At 61.8% G+C, this 26,485-nt stretch carries 22 protein-coding genes; 10 read left to right on the top strand and 12 right to left on the bottom strand.

Annotated elements, in window-relative coordinates; translation table 11 throughout:
- Nucleotides 1-30 precede the first annotated feature (30 nt).
- Both R3F07_01310 and R3F07_01315 read left to right on the top strand, forming a co-directional pair.
- Nucleotides 31-396 (top strand): DUF3127 domain-containing protein, encoded by a 366-nt coding sequence (locus R3F07_01310; protein MEZ5274999.1) that lies wholly within the window; start codon nt 31-33, stop codon nt 394-396.
- 13 nt (nt 397-409) lie between these two features.
- Nucleotides 410-805, top strand: a complete 396-nt coding sequence (locus tag R3F07_01315; protein ID MEZ5275000.1) for a (deoxy)nucleoside triphosphate pyrophosphohydrolase — start codon at nt 410-412, stop codon at nt 803-805.
- A gap of 37 nt (nt 806-842) precedes the next feature.
- On the opposite strand, the gene R3F07_01320 is transcribed toward R3F07_01315, so the two are convergent.
- The 3 genes from R3F07_01320 to R3F07_01330 form a co-directional block, all read right to left on the bottom strand.
- Nucleotides 843-1,895, bottom strand: a complete 1,053-nt coding sequence (locus R3F07_01320; GenBank protein ID MEZ5275001.1) for a hypothetical protein — start codon at nt 1,893-1,895, stop codon at nt 843-845.
- A 136-nt stretch (nt 1,896-2,031) separates the two neighbouring features.
- On the bottom strand, nt 2,032-3,372 hold the full coding sequence (locus R3F07_01325; GenBank protein ID MEZ5275002.1) for a hypothetical protein: 1,341 nt from the start codon (nt 3,370-3,372) through the stop codon (nt 2,032-2,034).
- 76 nt (nt 3,373-3,448) lie between these two features.
- Nucleotides 3,449-4,684 (bottom strand): molybdopterin molybdotransferase MoeA, encoded by a 1,236-nt coding sequence (locus R3F07_01330; protein ID MEZ5275003.1) that lies wholly within the window; start codon nt 4,682-4,684, stop codon nt 3,449-3,451.
- Nucleotides 4,685-4,938: 254 nt separating this feature from the next.
- On the opposite strand from R3F07_01330, the gene R3F07_01335 reads away from it, so the two are divergent.
- Nucleotides 4,939-7,041, top strand: coding sequence for a hypothetical protein (locus R3F07_01335; GenBank protein ID MEZ5275004.1), 2,103 nt, complete (start codon nt 4,939-4,941; stop codon nt 7,039-7,041).
- Between the two features lie 43 nt (nt 7,042-7,084).
- Here R3F07_01335 and R3F07_01340 read toward each other — a convergent pair whose 3' ends face one another.
- Entirely contained in the window at nt 7,085-7,744 is a 660-nt protein-coding gene (locus R3F07_01340; GenBank protein ID MEZ5275005.1) for a class I SAM-dependent methyltransferase, read from the bottom strand.
- 2 nt (nt 7,745-7,746) lie between these two features.
- Complete coding sequence (locus R3F07_01345) at nt 7,747-8,652, bottom strand: hypothetical protein (GenBank protein ID MEZ5275006.1); 906 nt, start codon at nt 8,650-8,652, stop codon at nt 7,747-7,749.
- A 236-nt stretch (nt 8,653-8,888) separates the two neighbouring features.
- On the opposite strand from R3F07_01345, the gene moaA reads away from it, so the two are divergent.
- Both moaA and R3F07_01355 read left to right on the top strand, forming a co-directional pair.
- On the top strand, nt 8,889-9,902 hold the full coding sequence (gene moaA, locus R3F07_01350; GenBank protein ID MEZ5275007.1) for a GTP 3',8-cyclase MoaA: 1,014 nt from the start codon (nt 8,889-8,891) through the stop codon (nt 9,900-9,902).
- A gap of 162 nt (nt 9,903-10,064) precedes the next feature.
- Nucleotides 10,065-11,936 carry a DEAD/DEAH box helicase gene (locus tag R3F07_01355; protein ID MEZ5275008.1) on the top strand — a complete coding sequence of 624 codons (1,872 nt, stop codon included), beginning with the start codon at nt 10,065-10,067 and terminating at the stop codon, nt 11,934-11,936.
- Between the two features lie 46 nt (nt 11,937-11,982).
- Here R3F07_01355 and R3F07_01360 read toward each other — a convergent pair whose 3' ends face one another.
- The 4 genes from R3F07_01360 to R3F07_01375 form a co-directional block, all read right to left on the bottom strand.
- Entirely contained in the window at nt 11,983-12,873 is an 891-nt protein-coding gene (locus R3F07_01360; GenBank protein MEZ5275009.1) for a hypothetical protein, read from the bottom strand.
- A gap of 23 nt (nt 12,874-12,896) precedes the next feature.
- Nucleotides 12,897-14,021 carry a DNA polymerase III subunit beta gene (dnaN, locus tag R3F07_01365; GenBank protein ID MEZ5275010.1) on the bottom strand — a complete coding sequence of 375 codons (1,125 nt, stop codon included), beginning with the start codon at nt 14,019-14,021 and terminating at the stop codon, nt 12,897-12,899.
- 221 nt (nt 14,022-14,242) lie between these two features.
- A complete protein-coding gene (gene pssA / locus R3F07_01370) occupies nt 14,243-15,124 on the bottom strand; it encodes a CDP-diacylglycerol--serine O-phosphatidyltransferase (protein MEZ5275011.1) in 882 nt (293 codons plus the stop codon).
- Nucleotides 15,125-15,130: 6 nt separating this feature from the next.
- Complete coding sequence (locus tag R3F07_01375; protein ID MEZ5275012.1) at nt 15,131-15,484, bottom strand: cytotoxic translational repressor of toxin-antitoxin stability system; 354 nt, start codon at nt 15,482-15,484, stop codon at nt 15,131-15,133.
- Between the two features lie 140 nt (nt 15,485-15,624).
- Between R3F07_01375 and R3F07_01380 the strand changes: the two genes are divergently transcribed.
- The gene (locus R3F07_01380; protein MEZ5275013.1) at nt 15,625-16,239 is read left to right on the top strand and encodes an EF-hand domain-containing protein; all 615 of its coding nucleotides are present in this window, start codon (nt 15,625-15,627) and stop codon (nt 16,237-16,239) included.
- A gap of 282 nt (nt 16,240-16,521) precedes the next feature.
- Nucleotides 16,522-17,739 carry a threonine ammonia-lyase gene (gene ilvA, locus R3F07_01385; GenBank protein MEZ5275014.1) on the top strand — a complete coding sequence of 406 codons (1,218 nt, stop codon included), beginning with the start codon at nt 16,522-16,524 and terminating at the stop codon, nt 17,737-17,739.
- A gap of 8 nt (nt 17,740-17,747) precedes the next feature.
- Here ilvA and R3F07_01390 read toward each other — a convergent pair whose 3' ends face one another.
- Nucleotides 17,748-19,286, bottom strand: coding sequence for a sialate O-acetylesterase (locus tag R3F07_01390; protein ID MEZ5275015.1), 1,539 nt, complete (start codon nt 19,284-19,286; stop codon nt 17,748-17,750).
- Between the two features lie 380 nt (nt 19,287-19,666).
- Nucleotides 19,667-21,151, bottom strand: a complete 1,485-nt coding sequence (locus tag R3F07_01395; GenBank protein ID MEZ5275016.1) for an excinuclease ABC subunit UvrC — start codon at nt 21,149-21,151, stop codon at nt 19,667-19,669.
- Between the two features lie 143 nt (nt 21,152-21,294).
- Here R3F07_01395 and R3F07_01400 point away from each other — a divergent pair, with 143 nt between their 5' ends.
- Together R3F07_01400 and R3F07_01405 are read left to right on the top strand one after the other, a co-directional pair.
- A complete protein-coding gene (locus tag R3F07_01400) occupies nt 21,295-22,629 on the top strand; it encodes a competence/damage-inducible protein A (GenBank protein MEZ5275017.1) in 1,335 nt (444 codons plus the stop codon).
- A 62-nt stretch (nt 22,630-22,691) separates the two neighbouring features.
- On the top strand, nt 22,692-24,038 hold the full coding sequence (locus R3F07_01405) for a hypothetical protein (GenBank protein ID MEZ5275018.1): 1,347 nt from the start codon (nt 22,692-22,694) through the stop codon (nt 24,036-24,038).
- A gap of 40 nt (nt 24,039-24,078) precedes the next feature.
- Here R3F07_01405 and R3F07_01410 read toward each other — a convergent pair whose 3' ends face one another.
- The gene (locus R3F07_01410) at nt 24,079-25,176 is read right to left on the bottom strand and encodes a DUF3419 family protein (protein ID MEZ5275019.1); all 1,098 of its coding nucleotides are present in this window, start codon (nt 25,174-25,176) and stop codon (nt 24,079-24,081) included.
- A 320-nt stretch (nt 25,177-25,496) separates the two neighbouring features.
- Between R3F07_01410 and R3F07_01415 the strand changes: the two genes are divergently transcribed.
- On the top strand, nt 25,497-26,465 hold the full coding sequence (locus R3F07_01415) for a bifunctional helix-turn-helix transcriptional regulator/GNAT family N-acetyltransferase (GenBank protein MEZ5275020.1): 969 nt from the start codon (nt 25,497-25,499) through the stop codon (nt 26,463-26,465).
- Nucleotides 26,466-26,485 lie beyond the last annotated feature (20 nt).

The following is a 26,485-nucleotide window of genomic DNA, read 5'->3' on the forward strand; positions in this document are numbered from 1 at the left end:
GCCCAATGATCCGATCCAAGCTCGGCCCCTATGGAAAGCCGCCCCCCCGTTTTTGAACTCGAAGGCAAGGTCAAGGTGCTCGAGGAACTCCGCACCTTTCCCAGCGGATTCACCAAGCGTGAATTTGTGGTCACCACCGAAGAACGCTTTCCCCAGGATGTGAAATTCGAATGCGTGAAGGAGCGGGTCGAATTGCTGGCCGGCCTGACCTCCGGAGACCGGGTCAAGGTCAGCTTCAATATCCGCGGCAACGAGTACAACGGGAAGTACTACGTCAACCTCCAGGCGTGGCGGGTCGAGAAGGTCGAGGCTGGGGCATCCGGGAATGCCGACGATCCCGGTGGCGAACCGCTCGATCAATCGATGCCCGGTGACGGCGAAGATTCGCCCTTCTGACCCCTGTCGCGCATTGATTGACGTTGTCTGCGCCCTGATCGAGAGGGAAGGCCGCATCCTTGCGGCCAAGCGGGCCGCCGACGGATCCCAACCCCTGCTTTGGGAATTCCCCGGCGGCAAGATCGAGCCCGGAGAATCGCCCCAGTCGGCCCTTGTCCGGGAAATCCGGGAAGAGCTCGGCATCGCCATCGACCCGCACACTTCGCTGCCCGCCGTCGTTCACGTCTACCCGGAACTGACCCTCACCCTGAGACCCTGGCTTTGTCGATTGACCGCGGGCGAACCCATCGCACACGAACACGCCGCCATCCGCTGGTGCGGACCCGGCGAGCTTCGAGACCTCGACTGGGCGCCCGCGGACATCCCGGTGTTGGAGGAATTTCTCAGCCGCGGCATGTCGAAAGGGTAGGGACGGACCGCCGGGCCGTCCTCCCGAACTTCCCACTTCAGAAACGCCTGGGCGAACCCGTCAGCTCAGCCAGCAGATTGAAGAAGGCCTTCTTCCGTTTCGAAGAGACCGACCAGTCCGTCGGGACGCTCTGGAAGCCCTCCTCATGCGCTTCATCCTTCATCCGGTAATCAAAATAGCCCCAGCTCGCCCCATGCCTGAGCGCGGTCAGGAAATTGCCGTCGTCGCCGTCGAAGTCGAAATGGTCATCCTCATTGATCACGATGGGTTGCCCGCGGTACTGCCCAAGATTCCGCGTACTTTCGATCAGGTGCCCGAGTCGCGTCGGATTCTGTCCGTTGCCATGGATCAGCAGGACATCGGAAACCGCCACTACGGATTCCCCGGGAACCTTTCCTCCGGAGAAACTGGTCCCGACGAGCAGTCGGCCGAGCGGGGAGGGGACCCGGCCCGCCGATTCTTCCTGAGCCAGCCGGATCAACTCCGCGCACCGGTCCGGCCGGATGATGGCATGATCGTAGTGGATATCGATCTCGTTGCCGATCTCGACGACGACATTGGTGAAGCCGTGGCGGCAGATCCAATCGGTCGCCTCACGACAGGCCCGGATCACCGCCGCTTCATCCCTCAGCCGCTGGTCCTGGCCAAAATAGAAGAAACCGAGGATGACGACCATCCCGAGGGCGTCGGCCCCCTCGATGACCCGCTGCATCCGCCCGGCGTAATCGGCCCGCAGCGACCCATCCGCGTCGAAGGCGGAATTGTGCCACGGCTGTTCACGGCTGTAGCCTTGCGGGCTGCCGCCCTGAAAGTTGACCGTGATCCCCAGCAGCCCCGCCTCCCGGTAAGCGGGCAGCATGGCAAGGAAGCGGTCGGTATTGGCCTCCGGATCCCATTTCCCGTCCGGCCCAACCCACATTCCGATGGTCTTCGGGTTGAGATCATCGAAGGTCGCCTGCACCATGCGGCTGTTGAGCAGGAGACCTTCAAGCTTCAGTCCCCGAGCCGTCCGCCCCGGACAAGTCGGTTGCCCATTGATCCAGAACCGGTCGCCGTCGATCGAAACCAGTGTTCTCCGTGATTCCGCCATTGTCCTCGAATCACTAGGCGAGTGGCGCCTCGATGGCCACCCACAAAAGCATCTGGTTGGACTTCCGGTCCCCCCTGGAACTGAGTTCGAGGAAAACGCCCTGGACTCGCAAGGCGCCAATCCAGTGCTGCGACGCTCAGAACCTCCACTTTCGATTCAAAAGGCCCGCTCCCAAATTCCTGGCGTTCAGCCAGATCTGTTTGGAAAGGCGGCAGGCAGGACCAGCCCCAAGGTAGATCGCCAGAACCAAACCGAAAACCAGCGCGACCATCTCCTTCGTCCTGAGCGGATCAGACACCACGAACGGTCGAAAGAGCGGGCTGAATTCCGGTACATACCAGCAGAGCATCTCCAAGGCACAGTTATTCTCAAAGCAGAGAAGCAGATGCCGGTGATGGAAGACCAGACCACTGAGTCCAACCCAGATCGACCAGAACAAAGCCATCAGGACCAGGAAATCCCTGAGCAGGCGTCCTCCCTCACGAGGATCTGTTGCGAGAAGGTTCGATGCGATGGCAAACGAGGCGGGGAAAGAGGCAAAGAGAAAGAATCTGGGGCCCCAGAACGCACCACCGTACCAAGCCCACCACTTGGCGTAGACCAGAACCAATCCGACCAGAAAACCGATCCAGAGAAGGAAAGTCTGCTTCATCTCCGGGCAGTTCGAGTAGACATCCTTTTGAACGGGGACAAGGAGTCCGGGAAAGTACCAGACCAGACCTTTCCCAAATGAGAACAGAATGGAAAGCAGGCCCAGATAGAATGGAAAACTGAACCCGGGACGGCCCGAATAGGGCATAATCGTCGTGAATCCGACATCCAGGGCGTAGCCCGATGCGAACGGACTCCCCCGCGTCACCGTGTTCTCCAACAGCACCAATCCTCCCGCGATCACCGGAAAAAAAAGATGACGCAATTCGCGTGTTCTGAAGGTCAGTATCAATGAAACAATGACCATGCCCACGAGGCTGGCCGGCGTGTTGGCAACCCCCAGGATCACCGCGATCCACCCACGAATGGGCCGATCCTGACAGATCGCGATGATCCCGATCGCAACCATGAACGCCGTGAAGACTTCACCGTAGTAATGAACCTGGTGATAGGGGATGTTGGATCCGATCAGGAGGACCAGCAGGAACCGTCTCAGGAATGCTTCGTTCCGCGAACTGCGGAGGATCGAAAACTGAACGGAAAATCCCACGAGAACAATGAGCGAGTTGTAACGGGCACACCACCATTCCGGTGACTGCAGCCATTTCCCCGCATAGTAAAGTGGGGTGGAAAACAGAGGCCCGATGATTGAATACTTGGTATCCGCAAAGGTTCCCTTCTCCAGAAGTGACGAAAGCGCGTCAAAGCGGGCTTTCCCGTCGCCCACCACCCAGTGCTGGAAGTCGAAGAGGATGACAAAACCAAGCAAAAGAAGACTGTATTCCGTTACGGCGCCGACACTCTTGCGATTGATTCGATGGACCATGATTCATCAGGTAGGCTCTTCGATGAAGCGGAATTCCCCCGAGCCTGGAAGAGAGCTTCCGATCAACCCTGCCTGCTTATAACCATTCCCAGAACCGCACGACGGAACCGCCCGGGAAGGTGGTCTGGTCTGCCGCGAGTTCGACAAAGCCGTCCGTCCCGAGAAGCGAGGCGAAGTCGCCCGAGGTATTGAACGGCTTCGGCGAGACCCGGAAAAACCCGTCCGTTTCAGCGGCCCGCGAAACCGGGAGAAACCAGGTGAGGGCAGGGGGGCGGGAAAGTTCGCCGTCGAGGACGGCGTGGCGGACCGGATCGGAAGCGACACCGCTCATCAGGCGAAGCGCCGGGACGACATAACGGTGAAGGCAGATGAAACAGGATACCGGATTGCCCGGGAGGGCGAAGATCGGGACCAGGCTTTTATCATCGGGATGAAGAAAGTCACCCGGGCGTTTGTGCACCCCGTACCACATGGGTTTGCCCGGACGCTGACTGACCCCGTGAAAGAGGCAGGGAACCCCGAGCTCTTCGAGAAGCTTGGGGAGATAATCAAACTTCCCTTTGGAGACTCCGCCGGTCAGGACGACCGCATCCGCCGCTCCGAGAAAGCGCTCCAGTTGCCAGCGGATCATTTCCGGCTCGTCCGGCAGGTGGACCCGCTCGACTTCGCCGAACCCGGCCGCCAGGAGTGCCGCGGCCAGCGCACGATCATTGGACCGCCGAATCTGGTGGGGCTTGGGATCGTCATCGATATCGACCAGTTCATCGCCGGTTGTGACCACCAGGATCTTCGGGGATCGATGGACCTGGAGTTCCTCCATTCCGACTGAGGCGGCCACGGCGATTTCCCGGCCGGTCAGGCGGGTCCCGGCCGCAACGAGCAGCCGGCCCGCCTCGAAGTCGGAGCCCCGGAGATGAATGGCACGACCGGACTCGAGGACGAGCCCTTCGCGCAGGGTGGCCTGGCCGTCTTCAATCCGAATATCCTCATTGCGCACCACGCAGTCGAGTCCTTCGGCAACCGGGGCGCCGGTCATGATCTCGATACAGGCTCCGGCCTCCGGTGTCTCGACCACCGGTTGGCCGGCGGCCTGGATGGCCGCGACGGGAAACGTCCGCCGCCCCGCTTCCCAATCGCTGAACCGGATGGCGATGCCATCCATGGTGGCCCGATTGAAGGGTGGGGATTCGCGGTCGGCGTGAATGGCCTCACCAAGAAATCGTCCGGCCGCCCGATCGATCCTCACCATTTCCAGGGTCAGAGGGGCAAGGGATTCGCGAATGATCCGGGTGGCTTCGGCAACGGAAATCATGAGAAGCAGTGTGGCGAGGAAACAGGCGCGATGGAAGAGCGGAAAGACTCCGGCCTGAACGGTTCAATCGCGAGCGTTTCGCGGGGCTGGCCAGGGATCCTGTTCATCATCGTTCGTGTGGTGTCCCTGGCACTTCGTGGAGCCTCCAGATCGACCGCCCGGCACTCGGCCCCAGTCGCCTCCCGACCAAAAAGAACCCTTCCTTTCTTCGATTCTTCGTAGTTTTCTCTCCGGAAGCCCCTCTCAACAGGCGCATGCTCCCGTCGCACGATATCAACGCTGGCCAACGGTCCGCTCTCCTCAGGAGGGGTTATCTCCTGCTCTGGGTCTCGCTGGCTACGATTCTTCTGACCCAGGTGGTCTGGTTCTCCGGCTGGGCCGACGTGCCCGGCGGGAGTGGTGACGGCCGACTGAACAACCTGATCCTGGAGCATGGCTACCAGGCGATTCGCGGGGTCTATCCCTTCACTTCCCCCGGGCAGTTCAATCCCACCGCGGATACCCTGGCCTACAGTGACAGCCATTGGGGAACCCTGCCGCTCTATGCCCTGGCCCGTTCCCTCGGCTTTTCCGTGGCCACCGCCTTCCAGATCTGGGCTGTCTTCCTCGCGGCCGCCAATGCAACCGCCGTCCTTTACCTGCTGCGGGTCTGTCGGACCCCCTGGCTCTTGGCCGGCCCGATCTGCTTTCTCGCGATTGCCCCCGCCAGCGCCGTCTGGTTCGCCGGCGGGCATATCCAACTGTTGCCTCTCTTTCCTCTTCCGCTCGCCCTTGCCCAGGTTATCCGGTGGGCGCAGACCCGTCGGGCCATCCATCTTCTCCTGGCGCTCGCTTTCCTCTGCTGGCTGCTTCTCTCATCGCCCTACCTCGGCTTTTTCGGCACCCTCGCGCTGCTCTCATTTGCCGTTTTCAGCCGGATCCTCCTGCCAGGGGAGTCGGCCGCCGCTTGCCCGGAATCGCAGATCCGATTGAGACAATACCTGGCCGCCGCCGGATTTCTTCTCCTGGTCGGTCTTCCGACCCTTCTTCTCTATCTTCTCTATTTCGCGGAATCCCGTTCCGGAGGCAACCGGCCATGGACCGAAATGGTCGACATCGCTCCCACCTGGCAGGCCTGGCTGACGGCACCGCCGGGAAACTGGCTCCACGGTGGGGGATGGCCGCGATGGAGGCCCCTCAATCTTTCCGAACAGGCCCTCTTTTCGGGCTGGATTCCCTGGCTGGCCCTGATCTCCGGACTGACCCTCACCTGGTCAAGACCCCGGTCGATCGAGAAGTCCCTCGCTCTGGTCTTTGCGCTGACTGCCTTGGCGGCAGTCGTTTTCTTCACCGACTGGACCGGAGAGGGCGAAGGCCTTTTTCTCTGGCTGGCCCGAAGGCTCGAGGGTCTCCGGGCCTTCCGGGCCACCGGCCGGGTCATTCTCGTGGTCCACCTCATGCAATCCCTCGCCCTGGGCATGATGGTGACCGCCGCGTGGCGGCGATTCAGGACCCGTTCCAGCAGGATCTTCCTGACCGCGCTCACCCTGTTCGCCGTTCTGGAAACCCTCTCTTTCGAGCAACCGGGAACCCCCAAGGCCCTCCTCGAGGCACGCCGGCACGCCGTCCTCGAAGCCTGGCGGCGCGAAGGCGACCGGCCCATCCTGGTTTTCGCCCCGGCACCCTCCAACCAGGATCCCGCCTCCATCCATCTCGACGCCTGGGCGGCCGCCCTGGCCTCCGACCGACAAACCGTCAATGGCTACAGCGGCCGCGAACCGGACGGCTACGGCCGATTTCTCGCCGATCCCACCGTGAACAAGGCCCGCGGGCTCATCCACAACCTCGGACTCGATCCCGCGACGATCTCCGTGGTCACCTCCTGGGGCGCCGCCGGCTCCCGCCTTGGTATCCATCAGACGGATTCACAACCGGTCCGCCCCCTCGAGGGATTCGGTCTCCAGCCGGTCTGGTGGGAACTCTCCTATCCCGTGCAGTCCTTCACCATGGACGGCCAACCCGTCCACCAGTTCACGCCGAAATCCACCGTCGTCTTCGGACTTCCCGCCGGGACCCGGAAAATCCATTTCCTCTTCGGATTGCGCGACGGAGCCTATTCCGACGGCGGCGATTCCGACGGGGTGGGCCTGCGCCTATCCGTCGGTTCCCCCACATCCGAAGTCGAGGTCCTCCATGTCCACTGGAATCCCAGGGACCACGAGGAACAGCGGGGGCTGCAGTGGCTGGAGGTCCCGTTGTCTGAAGTTGAGGATACCCGGCTCGTTCTGCGCGTCGATTACGGCCCCGCCGGCGACGGCCGCTGGGACTGGCCGGTCTTCGGTCGGCTCGAGGCGGTGGCATCCGAAAACCAACCGTAGGATCCTACGTATGGTTTTCAAACCCAAAAGAATACGTAGTCTGCTACGGTTGGTTCTTGAAAGAGCCCTCCGAACGGGGTCGGACCAATCCTTCGAAGAGCCGCTTCTCCTTTCCGTAACGTCCGGTGGTCATCTTCTCCAGCGAAACGATCTCGAACCGGCCCACCGTCATGGTCCGGATCTTCTCCTCGGTGAAGAACTGCTTCCGGATCCCCTCCACTTCGATCCGGTCCCAGGACGAGGCGTTTTCCGGGCTTCCGTAGTTCCGGTCATCGGAGGCGTTGAGCCGAAAGGCGAAGAGTCCGTCCGCCATCAACAATTGGTGGATCGTCTCAAACGCCCGCTCGGTGCCTTCCCTCGTCAGGTAATGCAGGGAGAGGTTCGCCAGAACCAGGTTGAACCGGGCCGGTTTCAAGGTGGCCAGTTCATCGATGCCGAGCAGGCGGACATCGGCCCGTGGGTTCCGCCCCCGGGTCAGGCGGACCGCTTCCCCCGAAAAATCGATCGCCGTCACCGCATAGCCTTTCCCCAGGAGGAATTCCGTATCCAATCCCAACCCACAGCCGATATCAAGAGCGGGCCCGCCGGGCGGAAGAAGGCTCGACCAGCGGTCCAGCCAGGGATCGTAAGCCGCCCGTCTGGCTGCATCGCTTCCGGCATAACGCTTGTTCCAGATCTCGGCTTCCTTCATCGCTGAAGCCATCCTCACATCGACCACGGCTCGGCCTGGATGTCGGTCTCATCCGACCAGCGCCGTTGAAGCGCGACGATCTCGGCGACGATATCGGCCGGGAGAGGTTCGAGGTTTCCGATCGCCGAGAGGAAGGATTTCAGGTGCTCCGGCCTGCCGGTCGAACCGACGGTGGCGCGCACAATCGGAAAACTGAAGGCAAAGCGGACGGAAAACTCCGTCCAGTCCTTGATCCCCGAGCGCTCAAAGATCGGGGCCACTTCGACGGCCCGTTTCTGGAGGTAATCCCGCCAGGCAAATCCGGGGACATCCCGCATCTGGTGCACCGGTCCGCCCGACACCGTGCGCATGGCCACGATGGGAAACTGCCGTTCAACCAGGAGATCCCAGAGCGGATTGGCGGCAAAGCGCTGGAGCGGATTGAGGTAGAAGATGACGCCGTCGATCACACCGTCGAGGTGACCGCCCTGCAGTGCCTTCAGCGGCGCGGCGGATGTCCAGGGAAAGACCTCCAATACCAGGCGCCGGACCAGTCCGTCAGTCTTGAGCTGCCGAAATCCCTCCCGGCAGGAACCTCCGGCGGCCAGGTCTTCAGCCAGGGCGCCCCCGATGCAGAGCTGCCCGAGATCCACATGGTCGATGCCGACCGCACCGGTCTGATCGGCCGCCGAATGCCGGATCTCGCCGAGGGTGCCGCCATGGAGTTTGAAAATCAGCTTGGGCACCGAGGACCGATCCTGATCGAAGGCCGTCCGCAGGACAGCGAGCGCATCGCCATACTGGTGGCTGGTGTGAAACCAGATGCCGGCATCCATCGCCTGCCGTGCCATGGAGACGCGCTGCTCGAAGGCCAGTTTGCCATCACCGAGTCGGGTCGTCCCGTAGATATAGGGGGAAAGGTCGTCCAGGAGGGATTTCATGGGGAGAGCTTATCGGAGAGGGGGGCCCGGTGAAAGGCTCATCTCGGTCCATCGCGAGAACGGGGGGTCCGTCACTTCCGCGCCTCCGCGCAAGCAACCGATCCGGACGAAGCCGCGCCCACGGCGCTCGAGCCGCCGAGGCGCAGAGAGAAGAGGCTGAATTGACCAATGCGTCAGAAAACCCATCTTCGATCTGCCCTCTTCCATTTCCGGCGGGCCCTGCCCGCCTCTTTTCCATGACCGACCATCTCCGAGACCAGTTCCGACGGCCACTGCACGATCTCAGGATATCCCTGATCGACCAGTGCAATTTCCGGTGCCCCTACTGCATGCCCAAGGAGATCTTCGGCCCGGATTATGCCTTTCTTCCAAGGCGTGAAATGCTTTCCAACGACGAGCTGGTCCGCCTGGTCCGCCTTTTCATCCGGGGCGGGGTTCGCAAGATTCGACTGACCGGCGGCGAGCCCCTGTTACGGGAAGGCCTGGTTGATCTGATCGCCGCGATCGCCGCTCTTCCCGGAGCTGAAGACCTTGCCCTGACCACCAACGGCTGGTTGCTCGAACGCATGAGCCGGGACCTCGCCGCGGCAGGACTCCAGCGGATCAACGTCAGTCTGGACAGCCTCGAACCCGCCATCTTCGGTCGGATGAATGGCCGGGGTCACGGTCCCGCCCGGGTTCTTGCCGGCATCGACGCCGCGGTGGCCTCCGGACTGACGGTCAAGGTGAACATGGTGGTCCAGAAAGGGATCAACGACGGCGAACTCATTCCGATGGCCCGGGCTTTCCGCCGACGTGGCCTGACTCTCCGCTTCATCGAGTTCATGGATGTGGGCAACTGCAATCATTGGAGCCTCGACCAGGTGGTCCCCGCACTGGAAATAGTGGAACGGATCAGCGCCGATCATCCACTCGAGCCCATGGATCCCAATTACCGGGGTGAAGTCGCCTCGCGTTACCGTTACCAGGGCACGGATACGGAGATCGGCCTGATCGCATCGGTGACCGAACCCTTCTGCCGCGATTGCCACCGGGCCCGCCTCTCGGCCGACGGCAAGCTTTTCACCTGTCTTTTCGCCACCCGGGGAACCGACCTGAAAGCGCTCATCCGTGGTGGAGCAACCGATGAGAAACTCTGGGACCTCCTCCAAACAACCTGGGAGGGCCGTCATGACCGCTACTCCGAGGAGCGCTTCGAGGCGGGCGCAAAACTGCGCGGCAAGGTCGAAATGTCCTATATCGGGGGGTGAGCGGCGGTCTTGCCCAAGTCGGGGTGCTTCGCGCTCCACCCGGCGGACCCGGCAAGGGACTGCCGGGCCCGGAAGCCGGAACACGCCCCGTCTTCGTGCCTTTCACGCCCCCTGCTAATGTCTCGACCTCAGACCCGATTGTCAGGATGATGGCGGGTTCTCATGGACAAACCCGCATTCACCGCTCTCGGCCTTTCCGATGAAATCCTCAAAGCCATCGCCGCCCTCGGCTACGAAGAGGCTTCGCCCATCCAGGCCGCCAGCATTCCGATTCTCCTGCGGGGCAAGGACCTCGTCGGCCAATCCCAGACCGGTTCCGGCAAGACGGCCGCTTTCGCCATACCCGCCATCGAGAAAGTCGATCCCAAGGACCGCCGGATCCAGATCCTCGTCCTCTGTCCTACCCGCGAGCTGGCCACCCAGGTGGCCAACGAAGTGCACAAGCTCTCCTCCTACAAGACCGGCATCCACGAACTCCCGATCTACGGCGGCGCCTCCTACGAACGGCAGTTCTTCGAACTGAAAAAAGGGGTCCAGATCGTCATCGCCACCCCCGGTCGGCTGATGGATCACATGCAGCGCGGCACGGTCAAGCTCGACGGGATCAAGATGGTCATACTCGACGAGGCTGACCGGATGCTCGACATGGGCTTCCGGGATGACATCGCAGCCATCCTCGACGCGACTCCGACCCAGAGACAGACCGTCTTCTTTTCCGCCACGGTTTCGCCCCAGATTCGCCAGCTGATCCAGCGCTACGCCAAGGATCCCGAGGCGGTGCAGATCGAGCAAAGAGCCCTGACCGTCCCGACGGTCGAGCAGTTTTACTACGAAGTGAGGCCCCGGCTGAAAGTCGAGGCCCTCATCCGGCTCCTCGACTTCAACCAGGTGAAACTCGGTATTGTCTTCTGCAATACCCAGCGGATGGTCGACGAACTGGCCGACCAATTGCTCGCTCAAGGTTTCGCGGCCGACCGACTTCACGGGGGCATACCCCAGGCCCAGCGGACCCGCGTGATGAACAAATTCAAGAACGCCGAGTTCGAGATCCTCGTCGCCACGGACGTGGCCGCCCGCGGCATCGACGTCGACGATCTCGCCCTGGTCGTGAATTTCGATCTGCCCTATGATGCGGAGGACTACGTCCACCGGATCGGACGCACCGGCCGGGCGGGACGCGGTGGCATTGCCGCCACCTTTGTCTCCGGACGGGAAATCTACAAGCTCCAGTTCATCGAGCGCTTCACCAGGACGCGGCTCAAGCGGGGAACCATTCCAACCATGGACCAGGTGGAGGAGCGGCGCACCGACATCCTTTTCGACAAGATCCAGGCGACCCTGGAAGACGGACAATTCCGCGCTCAGACCGCCTTTGTCGACCGACTCCTCGAGCTGGGCTACAACCCGACGGAGATCACCTCCGCTCTCGTCCACCATCTTCTGGGTTCTCCCGCCGACAATCCTTCCAGTCCGGCCCCGGCCAGGAACCGCGAAAGCCGTCCTTCGCCGGAATCGGCGGAGAAGAAGCCCGCCCCGAGCCGACCGGTCGCAGAGAAGCCGCGGAAGGAGGCCCCTCGCGAGGGGGAGCCGTTGGAAAAACCCACCACCCCGAAACCTGCCCCGGCCAAAGCCTCAGCCAAAGCCCCCGCCGCCCGGTCATTCCCTCCCGCCACCAAACCCGAGAGAACCAGCCGCTGGATATCGATGAACATCGGAAAGGATGATGATTTCGGTCCTCGGGACATCCTCGACCTGATTGCCGGGGCTGCCGGCGTGAAAGCGGAGACGATCGGAACGATCGACCTGGGCGCAAAGGGTTGTGTCATTGAAATCGAACGACAATTCGCCACGCGAGTCCTGAGTTCCCTCGACGGCGCGCCCTTCAAAGGACGGCCCTTGAAGGTCAAGATCTTCCCCGGTCGGAACACCGTTCCAGTTGACGGGGTCAACCGTCCCGCCCGACCGGAGAAAGTCCGGACCAAGGTCCGGAAGCCCCGAAAGGCCAGGGACGGCAAGGGCAAATTCCGTCGATGAGGCAGGGAATCAAAGACCGGCAGACAGACCGTTAACCAGCGGGGCCTCAGTAGCGGCGCGGCAGCCCAAGGTAATTGAGCATCCAGACCTCTTTCCAGACCCGGTAACGCCCTTCAAAGGTCATCTTGCCGTATTCTTCCCGCAGGTTGCGGGGAAAGAGGAAACCGAGGTCGGTGTTCACTTTCTCCAATTCCGACTGCTGAAGGTTCAGGTCATCGAGCGGCTCATCGCTCCACGCTTCCGCCTGCTTCCCGTCTTTTTCCAGACGGCCCTGGTGGATTGCGATCAGGCTCGGGAGTCTTCGGACCAGGGGTCGCCGGTGAACCGACCAATCCTCCGGGTAGAACCCGCCGAACGGGAGGAAAAGATTGTCCGTGATATAGCGGAGACCATCCGTAGTCTGGCTACTGACGCTGCAGCAGGTGGTGACACTGCCGCCGCGGATCGGAAGGAAGAGAATCTGGATACGGCGAAGGTTCGACCCATCCTGGTAGACTGAGACCCGGAGATGGATGTCGTTGCCGATTTCGGCGACGAGAGCCTGGATCTGCCGGTACTCGTTTCTCCTCAGCCAGTCGCGCAGGGCCATCATGCGTTTGCGGGCGGGCCATTCCTCCCCGGACTGGTTCGGGGCGAAACGGGGAAAAAGGGGAATCGGACTCACGCTCAAGGCGCTGATGGCGAACCAGGTGTAGAGCGTCTCCAGGAGCATCCAGACAAGGAAGGCACTCAGGACGAGCACCCACCAGGGCCGGCCACTCCATCCGAATGACTGGACAAGGTAGGCGGCGCCAAACGAGAAAGCCACCCAGCGACCCCACCGCACGACGATGGCCAGAGTGGGCGAGGCCAGGCTGCGATTGAGATAGGCCAGAACCAAGAGCAAGGCCAGCCCTCCCAGGATGGGGAGCGAATACTCGAGGTTCGGCGGGGTCACGGAGAAGGCACCTCGGGGCACCCTCAGCTCAGGCGCACCGGCATGATGACACAGAGGAAACTGTCGCTCGTCTTGAAGACACCCGGACTGACCTCGTCCTTGACTTCGAAGGCCACTTCGTCGCGGCTCAAGGCCCGGAGGGGGTCCATGACAAACTGGGGATTGAATGCCACCTGGAGATCGGGCCCATCGTAGTTCACCACCAACTTTTCATGGGCTTCGCCAAAGTCCGGACTCGAAGCGAGGATCTCGAGCAGATTGTTGCTCAACTTGATCTTGACCGAATTGGACTTTTCGCTGGTGACGAGCGCGGCGCGATGGACGGACTGGAGAAAAAGCTCCCGCTCGACCTTGATCCGCTGATGGGTTTCCTTCGGAATGACCTGTTGGTAATTCGGGTAGTTGCCTTCCACCACCTTGGAGACGAGCAAGATATCGCCGATGAATCCGTTGGTTTCGTCGGCCGTCTCAACCTGAAAGGCGACCCGGCGCTCGTCAAAGGCCACCTTGAGACGATCCCCTTTGCCGAGCAGACGGACCAATTCGGCGACTGTCTTGGCGGGGAGGATGAGGCTTCCGCCCTGGTCCGCCGCGATTTCAAGTTCTTCCGAAGTCAACGCCAGGCGACGACCGTCCGTCGCCACGAGAGTGAGTTTGCCTTCCTCGAACCGGAAATAAACGCCGTTGAGGATGTAACGCGTCTCATCGGTTGACTGGGCGTAGGAGACGCTCTTGAGCATGCCGGCCAGATTGTCCTGCCCGAGCTCGAACAGCCGTTCATTGCTGAATTCCGGCAGTGGAGGAAATTCATCCCGGGCCATGCCCATGATCCGGAAACTGGAAGCACCGCTGGTGATCTTGGCCTGCTGATTCGCCGATGTCTCCATTTCAACGTCGAGGCTGGGCAGCTCGCGAACGATGGTGGCCAGGCGCCGGACCGGCAGGGTGATCGCTCCGGACTCGGTGATGGTCGCCTTGATTCGACACCGGATGCCGAGATCGAGATTGGTCGTGGTGAGCGAAAGATACTCGTCGTCGGCCTCGATCAGGACGTTGCTCAGGATGGGCATGGTGGCCTTGGAGCCGACCACGTTGAGGACCTGAGCCAGACCGTTGCTGAAGTGGTCCCGGTTGATTTTGAATTTCATGCTGAGCTGAGTTAGGAGGATTTTCCCTTTACTGACAAATCCTATGAAGGATTAGTTTTTAACAGAATAATCAGTCGTATTACTATGCCCGGTAAAGAACAGGGAGAAAAGCGTTAACTCCCTCTGCCGCAAGGTCGGATCGGTTGTATTCGCTGTGAACAAACCAACGTCTTCTTCACGGCTCTGCCCAATCGAAGGGATTTCAGGAAAGTTGTTCAGGGTTATTCAGATCCTTCGGGCGGATTCTTCACAAGGTCATTTCGATCAGACTTCAGCTTGCGGAGGCGGTTGCTCCGGCGGCGCAGCACGATGATGTGGCGCACCAGCCCGAAAAAGACGTAGGACAGGAAAATGATCACAAGGGCATAGACCCTGAACAGGAAAACCAGGGCCACCCCGACCAGAACAGCGATGAACGTCCGGAAACGCGCCTTGGTATGCCAGTCGATCTCCTTGAAACTCGGATAACGCACCGTGCTGACCATCAGATAGGCGATCAGGAGCATCAGGACGGGCAGAAGGACGGCCCAACGTTGGAGGTCTTGTTCGGTCAGCAGCAGGACGAGCGAGGCGATCATGCCCGCGGCGGCAGGAACCGGAAGGCCGACGAAGTCCTTGGTCGCGTGAATATCGTGGAGCGAATAAACCGCGGGGTGGGTGATCACGTTGAAGCGCGCGAGGCGCACCCCGGCGCAGAGCAGATAGATGAATCCGATGAACCAGCCAATCGGCCGGAAGACCGGCAGGAGATCCGGCGAGAGGATGAGGAAGAAGACCATCAGGGCCGGCGCCACCCCGAAGGAGACGACGTCAGCGATCGAGTCGAACTCCCTCCCGAACAGGGACTCGCGCCCGCCGAGGCGGGCCAGTCTTCCATCGAGGGAATCAAAGACCACGGCGGCGAGAATGAACCAGACGGCTTCGCGGTAGAGGTCGTCGGGAGCACCTTCGCCGATCATCGAGGCAAAACGGGCCTGGATGCAGCGGATGATCGCAACGAACCCGCAGAACAGATTCCCCGCCGTCATCAGGTTCGGCAGAAGATAGATCCGACTGGCCTGGGTGCTGCTGAGCGGGTCGTTGGAGGGTCCGGGTCTTTCCATCTCGTTCTATTTGCTCAGCGTTTCCAGGTATTTCCAGAATGACTGATGCTGCTCGAGGAGTTGCTCTTCGGAGATGGGAAGCTTCGTCCGGAAGACAAAATCGGTCAGCGAATTCCGGTGAAGGATGTAGTGGGTGTAGAGCGTGTCGGAGTCGCGCCGTTCAAAGTAGATCCGATAGTCGCCTGCCCGGAGGCGGTAAAAGGTGGTGCCCTCGCGTGAGAATCGACCCAGGGGCTCCCGGGGATTGGCCAGGCGGTGGGCAGTGAGATTGCTCAAGGGCTCGATCACGTCCAATTGGGCGAGTTTATCGAGCTTGTTGAGCTCCCGAATGCTCTGGTCGCTGAAGGTTACCTGAAACATGAAAGGACACAGTCCTGGACCTGCAGAATTTCATTCATGCTGTAACCGATGCCGCCGGACGGCGTCTCACCGGTATGAATGCAACTCGGAAGATTCCAAAAATGAAAAAATACCTTCTATCTTTGTCGGTGGTCCCTGCAATGTTTATCGTCAATTCCGGTCTGGCCCAGGACGAGGAGCCGCTGCCCCCGCCTCCTCCGCCGTCGGCCGCCCGCCACCAGCAGATGCTCGAGCGTTTTGACACGGACAAAGACGGTGTCCTGTCCGCAGAAGAACATGCCGTGGCCCGTGAAACCCTGCAGGCAGAGGGAGTCCGGCCTCCGGGAAGACCTCAGGGAGGCAAGGGCCGGCCTGGGGGTCCGGGAGACGGTTCGGGATTGAATCATGAACAGATGATGAAGGCTGCGGATACCGATGGTGACGGAGTGGTCTCGGACGAGGAACGGGCGGCGATGCGGGCCAAAATGCAGGCCAGGGGGAAGATGAATCGTCAGCAGATGCTGGAGCGGTTCGACACGGACGGAGACGGCCAGATTTCGCCGGAAGAGCGGCAGGCGGCCCGTGAATCAATGGGGGGTCGTGGTCCCGGCCAGGGAAAGGCGGGAGGTCCCAATCATGCTGAAATGATGAAGCGAATGGATAAGGACGGAGACGGCGTGATCTCGGATGAGGAGCGCGCCGCTGCCCACGCCGCTCGACAGGGAGCCGGCAAGAAGGGTCCTCCTCCTCCTCCGCCGCCTCCGGAGCAAGAGTAAGCACTTCGGGTATTTTCGGCCCACCGATCGGACACGGGGTGGGCCAGGGGGAAAAACACCCGGGTATCGGTGGGGGCCGATGCCCGGGTTTGAGTTTTCTGGGGCTGTTGCAGAAACCCGGTCGCACAGGAAGACGACCCTCCATTTCAGGGAATCGACGAAGATGGAGGACGAACCTCCCGCTGAGACGGCCGGAGGATGCCCTTTGGGACCAAAGGGTTCGGACTGGCTCAATCGGCCGGTGCTTGCTCCGCGACAACGGCACGGCATGATGGGTCCTCTATGCCTGACTCTGTGACGATTGATGATATCCAGGCGGCCCGGGCGCGATTGGCCGATGCTCTTCCGATGACGCCTTGCCCGGAGTCGGTTCCGCTCTCCGAGATCACGGGTTCCCGGATTTTCTGCAAACTCGACAATCTTCAGCGAACCGGGAGCTTCAAGGAACGCGGTGCCCGCAATGCCCTCCTTCTGCTCGAGCCGGCACGTCAGCGGCGCGGTGTCATCGCCGCCTCGGCCGGAAACCATGCCCTCGGCCTCGCTTACCACGGTTCCCTGCTGGGCATCGGCGTCACGGTGGTGATGCCGCGTTTCGCCCCCTTGATCAAGATCAACACCTGCCAGCGTCTGGGCGCCCGGGTCATCCTGGAAGGAACCTCCTTTGCCGAAGCCCGGGAGAAAGCCGATCAAATCGCGGCGGCAGAGGAGTTGAGTTATATTCACGGATACGACGATCCCGCGATCATTGCGGGACAGGGGACCATGGCCCTGGAAATCCTGGAGCAGGTTCCCGGACTTGAGGCCGTCGTCTGCCCCGTGGGTGGGGCGGGCCTGTTGGCGGGTGTTTCCATCGCCCTCAAGGCGTTGCGGCCGGAGGTTCAGGTGATCGGAGTGGAGGCGGAGGCGACTTCCAGTTTTCAGGCGGCCCTGGCCGCCGGCAAACCGGTCCGTTTTGCCACCCGGCCGACCCTGGCCGACGGTCTCGCGGTCTCCATCGTGGGCGAAAATGCCTTTGCCCTGGCCCGAAATCGGGTGGACCGGATCGTGACCGTGGGTGAAGACGACCTGGCCCTTGCCATCCTTCGCGTCCTTGAGCTTGAGAAAGGGGTGGTTGAAGGGGCGGCGGCCGCACCCCTGGCAGCATTCCTGGCCGGTGAATTGCCGGAGCTGGCCGGGCGGAAAACCGTACTCCTTTTTTGCGGCGGCAATATCGACCCGGGCATACTCAGCCGGGTCATTGAGAAAGGGCTGGTGGCCGATGGGCGTCTTTGCCGGTTCACGGTGACGATCAGCGACCGGCCGGGTGGTCTGGCGGAATTGGCTGCGGCCATCGCCGCGACCGGGGCGGGGGTGCGCGACATCACGCATGATCGCGCCTTTGCCGGGCCCGATGTGGCTGCTGTCAATTGCCTGTGCACGGTGGAGACCCGTGACCGGGATCACTTCGCCGAATTGATCGCTGCCCTGCGGGAACGCAGGATGCCCGTGGTGGAGAAGTAGGGAACCGCCTACCCGTCGTTCCTCGGCCAGTCATCCGTCCGGAACGGCGCGGCAGGCAGGCCGGCTCCGTTGGTCAGGGTCGCCTCAGGGCTGTTCCTCCAGGCATAACGGACGGCGACCGGCTCAGCCACCTCGGGGCTGTGCACGACGACTTTGACCCCGTCGATGATCGCCTTGGCGGGGACCCATCGGCGGTCCTGTCCCGCCACCTCGAATCCCAGCAGGGTCGGCCCCTTGGTCATCAGCCCGGTTTCCGCATGATCCAGCGCGATGCGGACGGCCGAGCCTTCAACCGTCATTCCCCGGTAGGTGGGTCCGGAGGCCGGCACCGATTCCCCGTAGGCGACCGAGCGGGCAACAAGGGCGAGGCGTTTGCCGACATCATGCTTGTTGCGGGGATGGATGTCGTCGGGATTGCCGATATCAATGGTCACGGCCATGCCGGTCTTGGGGAGGCGGAGGGCCTGGGTCTGGGCTTCGCGGAGAAAGGCCCAGATTCGCCCGCTGGAATCCCAGTCCACCCTGAAGTCGGCCAATTGGACGAAAAGGAATGGAAAGTCGCCTTGACCCCAGAGGGACCGCCAATCCTCGATCAGGGTGGGAAAGAGGATGGCGTACTCTTCCGGTTGGGCGGCATTGGCCTCGCCCTGGTACCAGATGGTTCCGCGGGTGGCATAGGGAATGAGCGGGTGGATCATCGCGTTGAAGAGTCCGGCGGCGAGGCTCTTGTGATGGGGACCGCGGGGCTCATCGGGCTTGCGTTCGGTAAAGGGGGATCCGGTGGCGGCGGCCTGTGCCTGGCGCAGCTCCCACCCATGAACGGCGGCCCGGTACTCCACCAGCCTTTGCGGATAATCGACGAGGTCGCGGGTCCGCTGATCCACCAGGCGGGTTAGTCCCGGTTTTGCGGCGAGGGCTTCGAGACCGGTCCATGCTTCGGCCGGGGTGCCGCCCCACGAGGTATGGATCAGGCCGACCGGCACCTTCTGCCGCTTCTGGATCTCACGTCCGAAAAACCAGGCCACGGCCGAAAAAGGAGCAACCGTATCAGGTGAAGCCACCCGCCAGGCACCCTCGACATCGTCAAGCGGCTCGGTCGAGACTCGATGCGGCACGGTAAAGAGCCGGATCAGGGGATTCCCGGCCGCGGCGATCGTCGCCTCGGCCCGATCGGAGTCGGCGACCTTCCATTCCATATTTGACTGGCCCGAAGCCAGCCAGACGTCCCCGACGAGAACGTCCTGGACGACCACTTCTTCGCCGGAGACGACCACGAGATCGGCCGGCTCTCCGACCCCTTCCGCAGCAAGGGTGGCGCTCCATCGACCGTCGGCCCGGGCTGCCGTGGTGACAGACTGATCGCGGAAGCGCAGGGTTACTTCCTCTCCCGGATCGGCCCATCCCCAGACCGGGATCGGCTGTTCGCGTTGCAGGACCATGTGGTCGCTGAAGATGGCCGCGAGCCGCAACTCGGCCGAAGCGGAAAGGGCGGTGAGCAGAAGGCCGGGGAGAAAAGCGAAAACGAAGGAACGGAAGGTTCGGATCATGACGCGCGGTGAGACTGGTGGAGGGATGCGTTTGGGAGTTGGAGACTGCTACCGGGACACGGGCAACCTAGAGGCTGTTATTCACTTTGGATTCATGGTCACTTTCGCAAGTCATTGCTGGTCTGGTGTAGCCACTTCGCTGTGTCGAAGTGTTCCCTTGCCTCGAGAACGCCGACACAGCGGCGTTGCTACATTTCTTCGCATCTGACGCCTTGGCGAGCTGTTCCTACAGGGTCATCCAGGTTGAAAGTGCATAACAGCCTCTAACCACAAAAACGGAAGAATCAAAGGAAGAGGGCTCCGGGGGGAAAGGGATAGCAGGAATCGGGATGTTCATCCGTAACAACGTTCTGGCGAGGTGATGCCAAACGAACCTGTCCTCACTGCGGTGCCGGCGTCGCCCGGTCGGACTGATTGGCATCAAGAAAAGTACGCAACTCCGCGGCCGTTTTGGGACCGATCCCTTCCACGGCCTTCAGGTCGGCTTCGCTGGCCGCCTTGAGGCGCTCAATCGACCCGAAATGGTCGATCAGGGCCTGCCGGCGGACCGGTCCAAGTCCGGAAAACGAATCGAGGATGGACTCGCGAATCCGCTTGGTCCGCAGGTCGGCATTGAAGGTGTTGGCGAACCGGTGGGCTTCATCGCGCAGACGCTGCAGCAATTGAAGGGCGGGGTGGTTGAGGGGCAGGTTCAACGGGTCGCGGCCGTCGGAAAAGATGACGGTTTCCTTCTTCTTGGCCAGGCCGATGAGTGGGGGCGGTTCCAAGTCAAGAATAAGGAAAGCCTTGAGCGCGGCCGCCACCTGGCCCTTTCCGCCGTCGATCACCACGAGGTCGGGAAAGGGGCGGCCCTCCTCGGCCAGTCGTCGGTAGCGGCGGCCGACAACCTCCTCCATCGCACGGAAATCGTCGTTGCCGATGAAACTGCGGATTTTGTAGCGCCGGTACTGGGCCTTGTCCGGTCGACCCTCGGTGAAATGGACCATCGAGGCGACGACGAATGTCCCTGAGATATGCGAGATGTCGAAACATTCCAGGTGCCGGGCGGGAGAGGGCAGGGCAAGCACTCGTTGCAGCTCCTCCAGGGCATGTTCTTCGATGGGAGCCGGGACCGGGTTGCGGGCGAACTTCCGGGTCTTGGAAAGCGTCTTTTCCAGAGCGAAATAGACGTCCCGCAAGGCGGCCGCCTTTTCATAGTCCTGTTCTCTTGCCGCCCCCTCCATCTGTTGTTTGAGCTCTCCGAGCATGGCCCGGCTGTGCCCTTCAAGAAAATGGCAGGCCGCGTCCAGCCGGTCCTTGAACTCGGCGATGGTAACTTCATTGGGGTGACCGTAGAGCTCCGCCCGGACGTCGTCGTAGAGCCGATACCTGCCCGGCGCGACCTCCCGGGGCTGGGTGTCGGCAAGGATGATGCCGAATTGCCGCCGGAGCTCCGTCAGGGTGCGGCGGAGGTGACCGGAATGGGGAAAAGGGCCGAAGTAGCGTGCATTGTCGTCCTTCCGGTAGCGCACCAGGGTGAACCGGGGGATGGGGACGGAGGTATCCAGGCGGAGGAGAAGGAATCGTTTGTCGTCCGTGAAGTCGGTATTGTACTTCGGCCGGTATTGCTTGATCAGGCGACCTTCCAGCAGAAGGGCTTCGGGCTCCGACTTCACCTCGATCACTTCAAGGTCATGGATCATGTCGACCAAGGCCCGGATCTTCGGTTGCTGGATCATGCCGCGCGAGGGCTGGAAATAAGAACTGACCCTTTTCCGCAGATTCTTGGCTTTGCCGACGTAGATGATCGAGCCCAGCCGATCCTTCATCAGGTAGACACCGGGTCCCTGGGGGAGATGGCGGACCTTTTCCTTGATGGTGGGCACTTTGGAGGGGGAAGACGGCACGGAGGTCAAAGTTTCCTCGAACATGGACCCTGGGCTCGCATTTCGTGCAAACTAGCGTACGGTTGGGATCTGCCAAGCATGAGGGAGAACAAAGTGCGCTGAAACCAGAACAGAAAACACGGATGCGAATCCCCAAACGCTTTGAGCTGATCACCCTCGGCGAGGAACTTCTACTCGGACTGACCCCCAACACCCACCTGACCTTCATTGGTCAGCAGCTCGGAAAGTACGGCGTCGATCTGCAACGGAACGTCACCATACCGGATGATGCCGACGGCATCGGCCGGCAGTTCCGCGAGAGCTGGGCCCGCGCGGATGTCATCATCACCACGGGAGGTCTCGGCCCGACCTGCGATGACCGGACCCGGGAGACCATTGCCGAGGTCCTGGGCCGGGCACTGGTCTTTGATCCCGAAACCGAGGCGGCCATTCGAGAACGCTTCAAGCGCTTCGACCGGCCGGTCACACCGAACAACCTCAAGCAGGCCTACCATCCTGAGGGGTCCCAGGTGATCGCCAATCCCCACGGGACGGCCCCCGGCATCTGGCACGAGCAGGATGGAAAGATCCTCATCATGCTTCCGGGCCCGCCCAACGAACTCCAGCCCATGCTGGTGGACTCTGTCATTCCCCGCCTGGCGGAGCGGGGCTGGCTCTCGTCACAGGAAGCCTATGTGCAGCTCCGGACCGCAGGGATCGGGGAGTCTGCCCTGGAGACACTGCTGCAGCCGGTCTTCAACCAGCACCCCGGGCTCAACGTGGCCTATTGCGCCCATCAGGGCCAGGTCGACGTCCGTCTGAGTTCACCCGGGGAACGAATCGACCGTGAACAGCTCGAGAAGATCGCGGAGGCCTGCCGGGAGAAACTCGGCGATGATTTCGTGTGCTTTGGACACGGATCGATGGTCAAGGTCATTTCCGATTTCCTGCGCAACCACGGCTATCAGCTGGCCATTGCCGAGTCGTGCACCGGCGGGCTCATGTCGAATAATTTCACCGATCTGCCGGGCGCCTCCAAGTTCTTTTCCGGCGGCATCATCTGCTACAGCAACGCCTGCAAGGTCGAAATGCTCGACGTGCCCGAATGTCTGCTCAAACAACATGGGGCGGTCAGTGCGGAAGCAGCCGTTGCCATGGCAGCCGGGGTGGCGGAACGGCTCGATGCGGACTTCGGTCTGAGTATCACAGGATTTGCCGGTCCCTGTGGCGGTAATGCCGAAAATCCCGTCGGAACCATCTTCATCGGACTGCACACCCCGAAAGGGATCTGGTCCAAACGGGTCAATTATCCGGGTTCACGAACCGCCGTCAAACAGAGGGCGGTCAATGCGGCTCTCGACTGGCTTCGGCGCGTCCTTGTTGCTCACGAGGGCGACGGGGGCGATGGAAAACGCTCGTCCCGGGTCGAGGCCGGAAAAATCATCCAGCTGCAACCGGGAGACGGCACCCCCGCTTAGGCCGGCGGCTACGCGGGCAAACGGGATTTGCTTTCGAAACGAGACTCGCGGAACATCCCGTCATGCCAACGCGGTTCCGCTTCCTTCGACCCCTCCTGACTCTGGTTGTCGTGCTGGGACTCCTTTCTTCCCAGGCGCCCGCCAAGAAATCCGCAGGCAACTCCGCATCGATTTCCGAGGAGGAACTTCGGGCGAGAGTCGAAGTCATGGCGGATTCGTTTTCGGGACAGCTCGGTTCCCTCTCCTTGAGGGTCTCGGCGGACACGGCCGACAATGATATCCGAAGAGCGGTGCTTTTTCTCAAGATGCGGGTGATCACCATCATCGAGACCGCCGTGGACAACCCGAGCGCCATGACCGCTTACCTGGATCTCTGGTCCCTGGCCTATCAGATGGAGGTCTTTTTCGAAAACGGGCTGGAGGTGGAGAACGCCACCAGCCAACTCGGCGAATACCGGACGCAATACATCACGTTCTTCAAGAACATCCATGACAGTTTCGAGAAGACAGCGGCCACCTTCCTTCCCCCGGAAAGCCTGAAACAGGCGATCGACGGCGTTGATGAGTATGTCCGGAATTTCACCATTGCCGGAGAGGGTGCCAACGTCACCCGAATCAGTTTTACCGATACGGCGGTCGGCGGGATGCTTGGCGGGGTCATGAGTCTTCCGATGGCTCCTTTCCGGGCGATGGAAGGTGTCGGCAAGGGCGGCGACGCAGCCGAGAGTCTCGTCACGGTGGCCAACCGCTTCACCACGGTGGTTGAGCGGATGCCCGAACATATCGGGTGGCAGTTGGAGATGCTCATGCTCGACGGCCGTCGCGATGTGAATGAGTTGCTCACCCAGTCGAATGAACAGATGGCCGCGGTGCAGACGGCCCTGGAACAGGTGCAGGCCGCCTTGAAGGATGTGCAGGTCATTGGAAGCCAGGCCGAGACGGTCACGACTTCGGTGGAGCGCACGGTCACCGCGCTCGATACGTCCGCCGGTTCCCTCGATGCCCTGCTCAAGACCTACAAGGACACCATGATGACGCTCTATCCGCCGGCCACCCCGGAGGAGAAAGCACAGGAGGCCGCCCGAAAGGCGGCCCAACCGGAGACGCTGTCCAAGCCTTTCGACATCAACGACTACACGACTGCGTTGGCCGGACTGACCGCGGCTTCCGCCGAGCTTAAGTCGCTGCTGGTCGAACTTCAAACCACCCTCGACGGCGATTCGTTTGCGCGGGTGATCGAAGGTGCCGGCAAGGTGACCGCTGTCGCTCTCCAGGAATCCACCCAGAGTGTGGATGGAATGATCGATCGGACCTTCCGGCGCGCCGTTCAGGTGCTCTTGGTCGCCTTCGGCCTGGCCGTGGTCTTCCTTATCCTCTCCCGCTGGGTCATCCGGAAGAAAGCGGCCTGAAGAGGCGCGTTTCTTCAGGGTGGAAAGAAGTAAGCCGGTTTCAGCCGCTGACTTCCTCAATCACCAGACGCTGCCCGAAGAGGGTCTTGTCGGCTGCATTGAGCCGGGTGGTCAGATCTTCGAGCGGCCGGATCTGCGCCTTCAGCGATTCCGGGCGGGACCGGTTGACCAGGGTATTCCAGTAAACGAGCCGTGCTCCCGGTCGGGCCGCTCTCAGAATCGCCTTGAGCAGGTGCTGGTAGGCGGCCTCCGAGGTGCCCTCAAACAGTCCGCCGAGGTCGAAGCGGTCGACGCTGCCGGCCGGAAGAGTGCCCAGAGCACCTTCGAGACTCTGGGCGCGCCAGGAAATCCGATCGAGGCGTTCGCAAATGGCGGCATGGTGTCGTGCCCGGTAGAGGGTGGGCAGGGCATCGCCGTGGTCGCCCCGGAGCATCCAGTGAAGGTAGGGATTGGCCGACGGATCCTGGCTGACGAGCTGTTGACGCAGCCGGAGGCAGATCCCGTCCCACGCTCCCTTATCAAGCGATACCTTCTTTCCCGCATCCTCGTCACCGACCGCGGCCAATCGCGAAAAAGCCGCCCGGTAAGCGATCCGCCAGCGGTGGGTGTTCCACTTGGAATCATGAAATCGAGCGCGCTCCGACTCGTCTCTTCGGGTCAGCAGGGCATCGATCTTGGCCTTGCCCGCGGCGGTTGGCAGAAGGCGCCGTCGGAAGGCAGCCAGCTGAAGCTCGAATCTCCCGATGCCACCGATCCCGTCGGATCCCACCCGCCGGACTGCTTTCCAGAAGGCTTTTTCAGCGGCCGGAGCCGATTCAAGGACGTCTGCGAGCAGGGCGGGCCGCCGGATGCTGGCCCGGGAACCCATCAGCTCGAGGAGCTCACCGTGCCCGAGAGTCCTGAAGGCGAGCGATTTGAGTTTTCCACAGGCGATCTGCGCCGGATTGGGGTCGACCGCGATAACCTGACCCGGATCGGCGGTCAGCAGGGCGAGAGCGTGATCGCCGCTGCCGGCGACCGAGACCACGGATTCTCCGGGCCGCGTCCCGAGGGCATCAAGGAGGGTGTCGGTATCCTCCCAGGATTGGGAAAGGAGGATATCGCCGGGGCCGGCTTCGCGATCGGTGTCTCTGGTCATGAAATGCGGACGGGCAGACGGATGATCGGCCCAGCTCTGGCCTTCGACCGATCGGAGGAATTCTTCAGTCCCAGATAATCCGGATTGTGCCTGCACGGCAAGGCTTTGGGTGGCGAATCGGCGGCCGGAAAAGGATGATGCACAGGATAGGAGAACCCCTGGTTTGGTTTTGCCTGCAAGAGAGGCTTTGCGCCTCGATCCTCGTCTTGCCTGTAGGAGAGGCTTTACGCCTCGATCGTCAGAACTCGAAGCGTAAAGCCTTCCTCCCTTTCCCCTTCTTTTATGTTGTCACTTACGTAATCAATGACTTAAATGGGGCAATGACCCCCTCCGATCCACCCGATCTGCTCAACCTCTCCTCACGACTCCATCGATTGGGTCGGCGTACGGCCGAGGGTGTCGACACCGTCACACGGGAGATGGAACTGGAGGCGGAGCCACGGTGGTTTGCCGGCCTGCGGCTCCTCGGTGAGCACGGACCACTCGGCATCACCGAGATCGCCCGGTCCCTCGGGCAGACCCATCCGGCCATCGTGCAGCTGGCCCGGACCCTCGATGTCCGCGGTCTCACCCGCGACCGGCGTGACTCGAACGACGAGCGTCGCCGTCTCATCGTCCTCAGCAGAAAGGGAAGGGAACTGGTCGATGAGCTGCGGGTGCTCTGGCAGGCCCAGGAATCCGCGATCGAGCATTGGACCCGGGAGGCCGGTGTGGATCTCTCCGCCATCCTGACTTCCCTGGAAGCCCTGCTTGATCGTGAGCCGATGGACGAGCGTATCCGCAGGGAATTACGCCGCATGGATTATGAAGCGGTCGTGATCCAGCCGATGGCGCCGGGCGAGGAGGACCGCTTTGCCGAACTCAACCGGAATTGGATTGAGGCCTATTTTGATATGGAGGAACCGGATCGGCAGGTTCTCTACCATCCGCGCGAGACCATCCTCAAGGCGGGGGGACAGGTCTATATGGCCCGGCTGGACGCGGAGATCGTGGGCACCTGCGCCCTGCTCAAGAGAGACTCCGTTACCTTCGAACTGGCCAAGATGGCGGTCGCTCCCGAGGCCCACGGACGACAGGTGGGCGCACGGCTCTGCGATCATGTCATCGCTGAGGCGAAACGGCTCGGGGCCAAGACGTTGCTTCTCCAGACCAACCGCAAGCTCGAGACAGCCGTGAATCTCTACCGGAGTCGCGGATGGGTGGAGGACAAAGTGCCGCCGGCGGGCGACCACTACGCCCGGGCGGATCTCCCGATGCGGCTTGAGCTGGAAGGGTCGACGCTGGCTTGATTCCGAGACGCGTGCGGTGT

The sequence above is a fragment of the Opitutaceae bacterium genome (assembly GCA_041395105.1).
Taxonomy (GTDB): Bacteria; Verrucomicrobiota; Verrucomicrobiia; order Opitutales; family Opitutaceae; genus B12-G4.

What these genes read in the sequence shown, in the direction of transcription:
- R3F07_01405 (MEZ5275018.1), top strand. Translation starts at nt 22,692, where the DNA reads ATGCCAACGCGGTTCCGCTTCCTTCGACCCCTCCTGACTCTGGTTGTC.
- R3F07_01390 (MEZ5275015.1), bottom strand. Translation starts at nt 19,286, where the DNA reads ATGATCCGAACCTTCCGTTCCTTCGTTTTCGCTTTTCTCCCCGGCCTT.
- R3F07_01310 (MEZ5274999.1), top strand. Translation starts at nt 31, where the DNA reads ATGGAAAGCCGCCCCCCCGTTTTTGAACTCGAAGGCAAGGTCAAGGTG.
- ilvA (MEZ5275014.1), top strand. Translation starts at nt 16,522, where the DNA reads ATGCCTGACTCTGTGACGATTGATGATATCCAGGCGGCCCGGGCGCGA.
- R3F07_01325 (MEZ5275002.1), bottom strand. Translation starts at nt 3,372, where the DNA reads ATGGTCCATCGAATCAATCGCAAGAGTGTCGGCGCCGTAACGGAATAC.
- R3F07_01335 (MEZ5275004.1), top strand. Translation starts at nt 4,939, where the DNA reads ATGCTCCCGTCGCACGATATCAACGCTGGCCAACGGTCCGCTCTCCTC.
- pssA (MEZ5275011.1), bottom strand. Translation starts at nt 15,124, where the DNA reads ATGGAAAGACCCGGACCCTCCAACGACCCGCTCAGCAGCACCCAGGCC.
- R3F07_01340 (MEZ5275005.1), bottom strand. Translation starts at nt 7,744, where the DNA reads ATGGCTTCAGCGATGAAGGAAGCCGAGATCTGGAACAAGCGTTATGCC.
- R3F07_01355 (MEZ5275008.1), top strand. Translation starts at nt 10,065, where the DNA reads ATGGACAAACCCGCATTCACCGCTCTCGGCCTTTCCGATGAAATCCTC.
- R3F07_01380 (MEZ5275013.1), top strand. Translation starts at nt 15,625, where the DNA reads ATGTTTATCGTCAATTCCGGTCTGGCCCAGGACGAGGAGCCGCTGCCC.
- R3F07_01375 (MEZ5275012.1), bottom strand. Translation starts at nt 15,484, where the DNA reads ATGTTTCAGGTAACCTTCAGCGACCAGAGCATTCGGGAGCTCAACAAG.
- R3F07_01410 (MEZ5275019.1), bottom strand. Translation starts at nt 25,176, where the DNA reads ATGACCAGAGACACCGATCGCGAAGCCGGCCCCGGCGATATCCTCCTT.
- moaA (MEZ5275007.1), top strand. Translation starts at nt 8,889, where the DNA reads ATGACCGACCATCTCCGAGACCAGTTCCGACGGCCACTGCACGATCTC.
- R3F07_01320 (MEZ5275001.1), bottom strand. Translation starts at nt 1,895, where the DNA reads ATGGCGGAATCACGGAGAACACTGGTTTCGATCGACGGCGACCGGTTC.
- R3F07_01330 (MEZ5275003.1), bottom strand. Translation starts at nt 4,684, where the DNA reads ATGATTTCCGTTGCCGAAGCCACCCGGATCATTCGCGAATCCCTTGCC.
- R3F07_01345 (MEZ5275006.1), bottom strand. Translation starts at nt 8,652, where the DNA reads ATGAAATCCCTCCTGGACGACCTTTCCCCCTATATCTACGGGACGACC.
- R3F07_01400 (MEZ5275017.1), top strand. Translation starts at nt 21,295, where the DNA reads ATGCGAATCCCCAAACGCTTTGAGCTGATCACCCTCGGCGAGGAACTT.
- R3F07_01415 (MEZ5275020.1), top strand. Translation starts at nt 25,497, where the DNA reads ATGACCCCCTCCGATCCACCCGATCTGCTCAACCTCTCCTCACGACTC.
- dnaN (MEZ5275010.1), bottom strand. Translation starts at nt 14,021, where the DNA reads ATGAAATTCAAAATCAACCGGGACCACTTCAGCAACGGTCTGGCTCAG.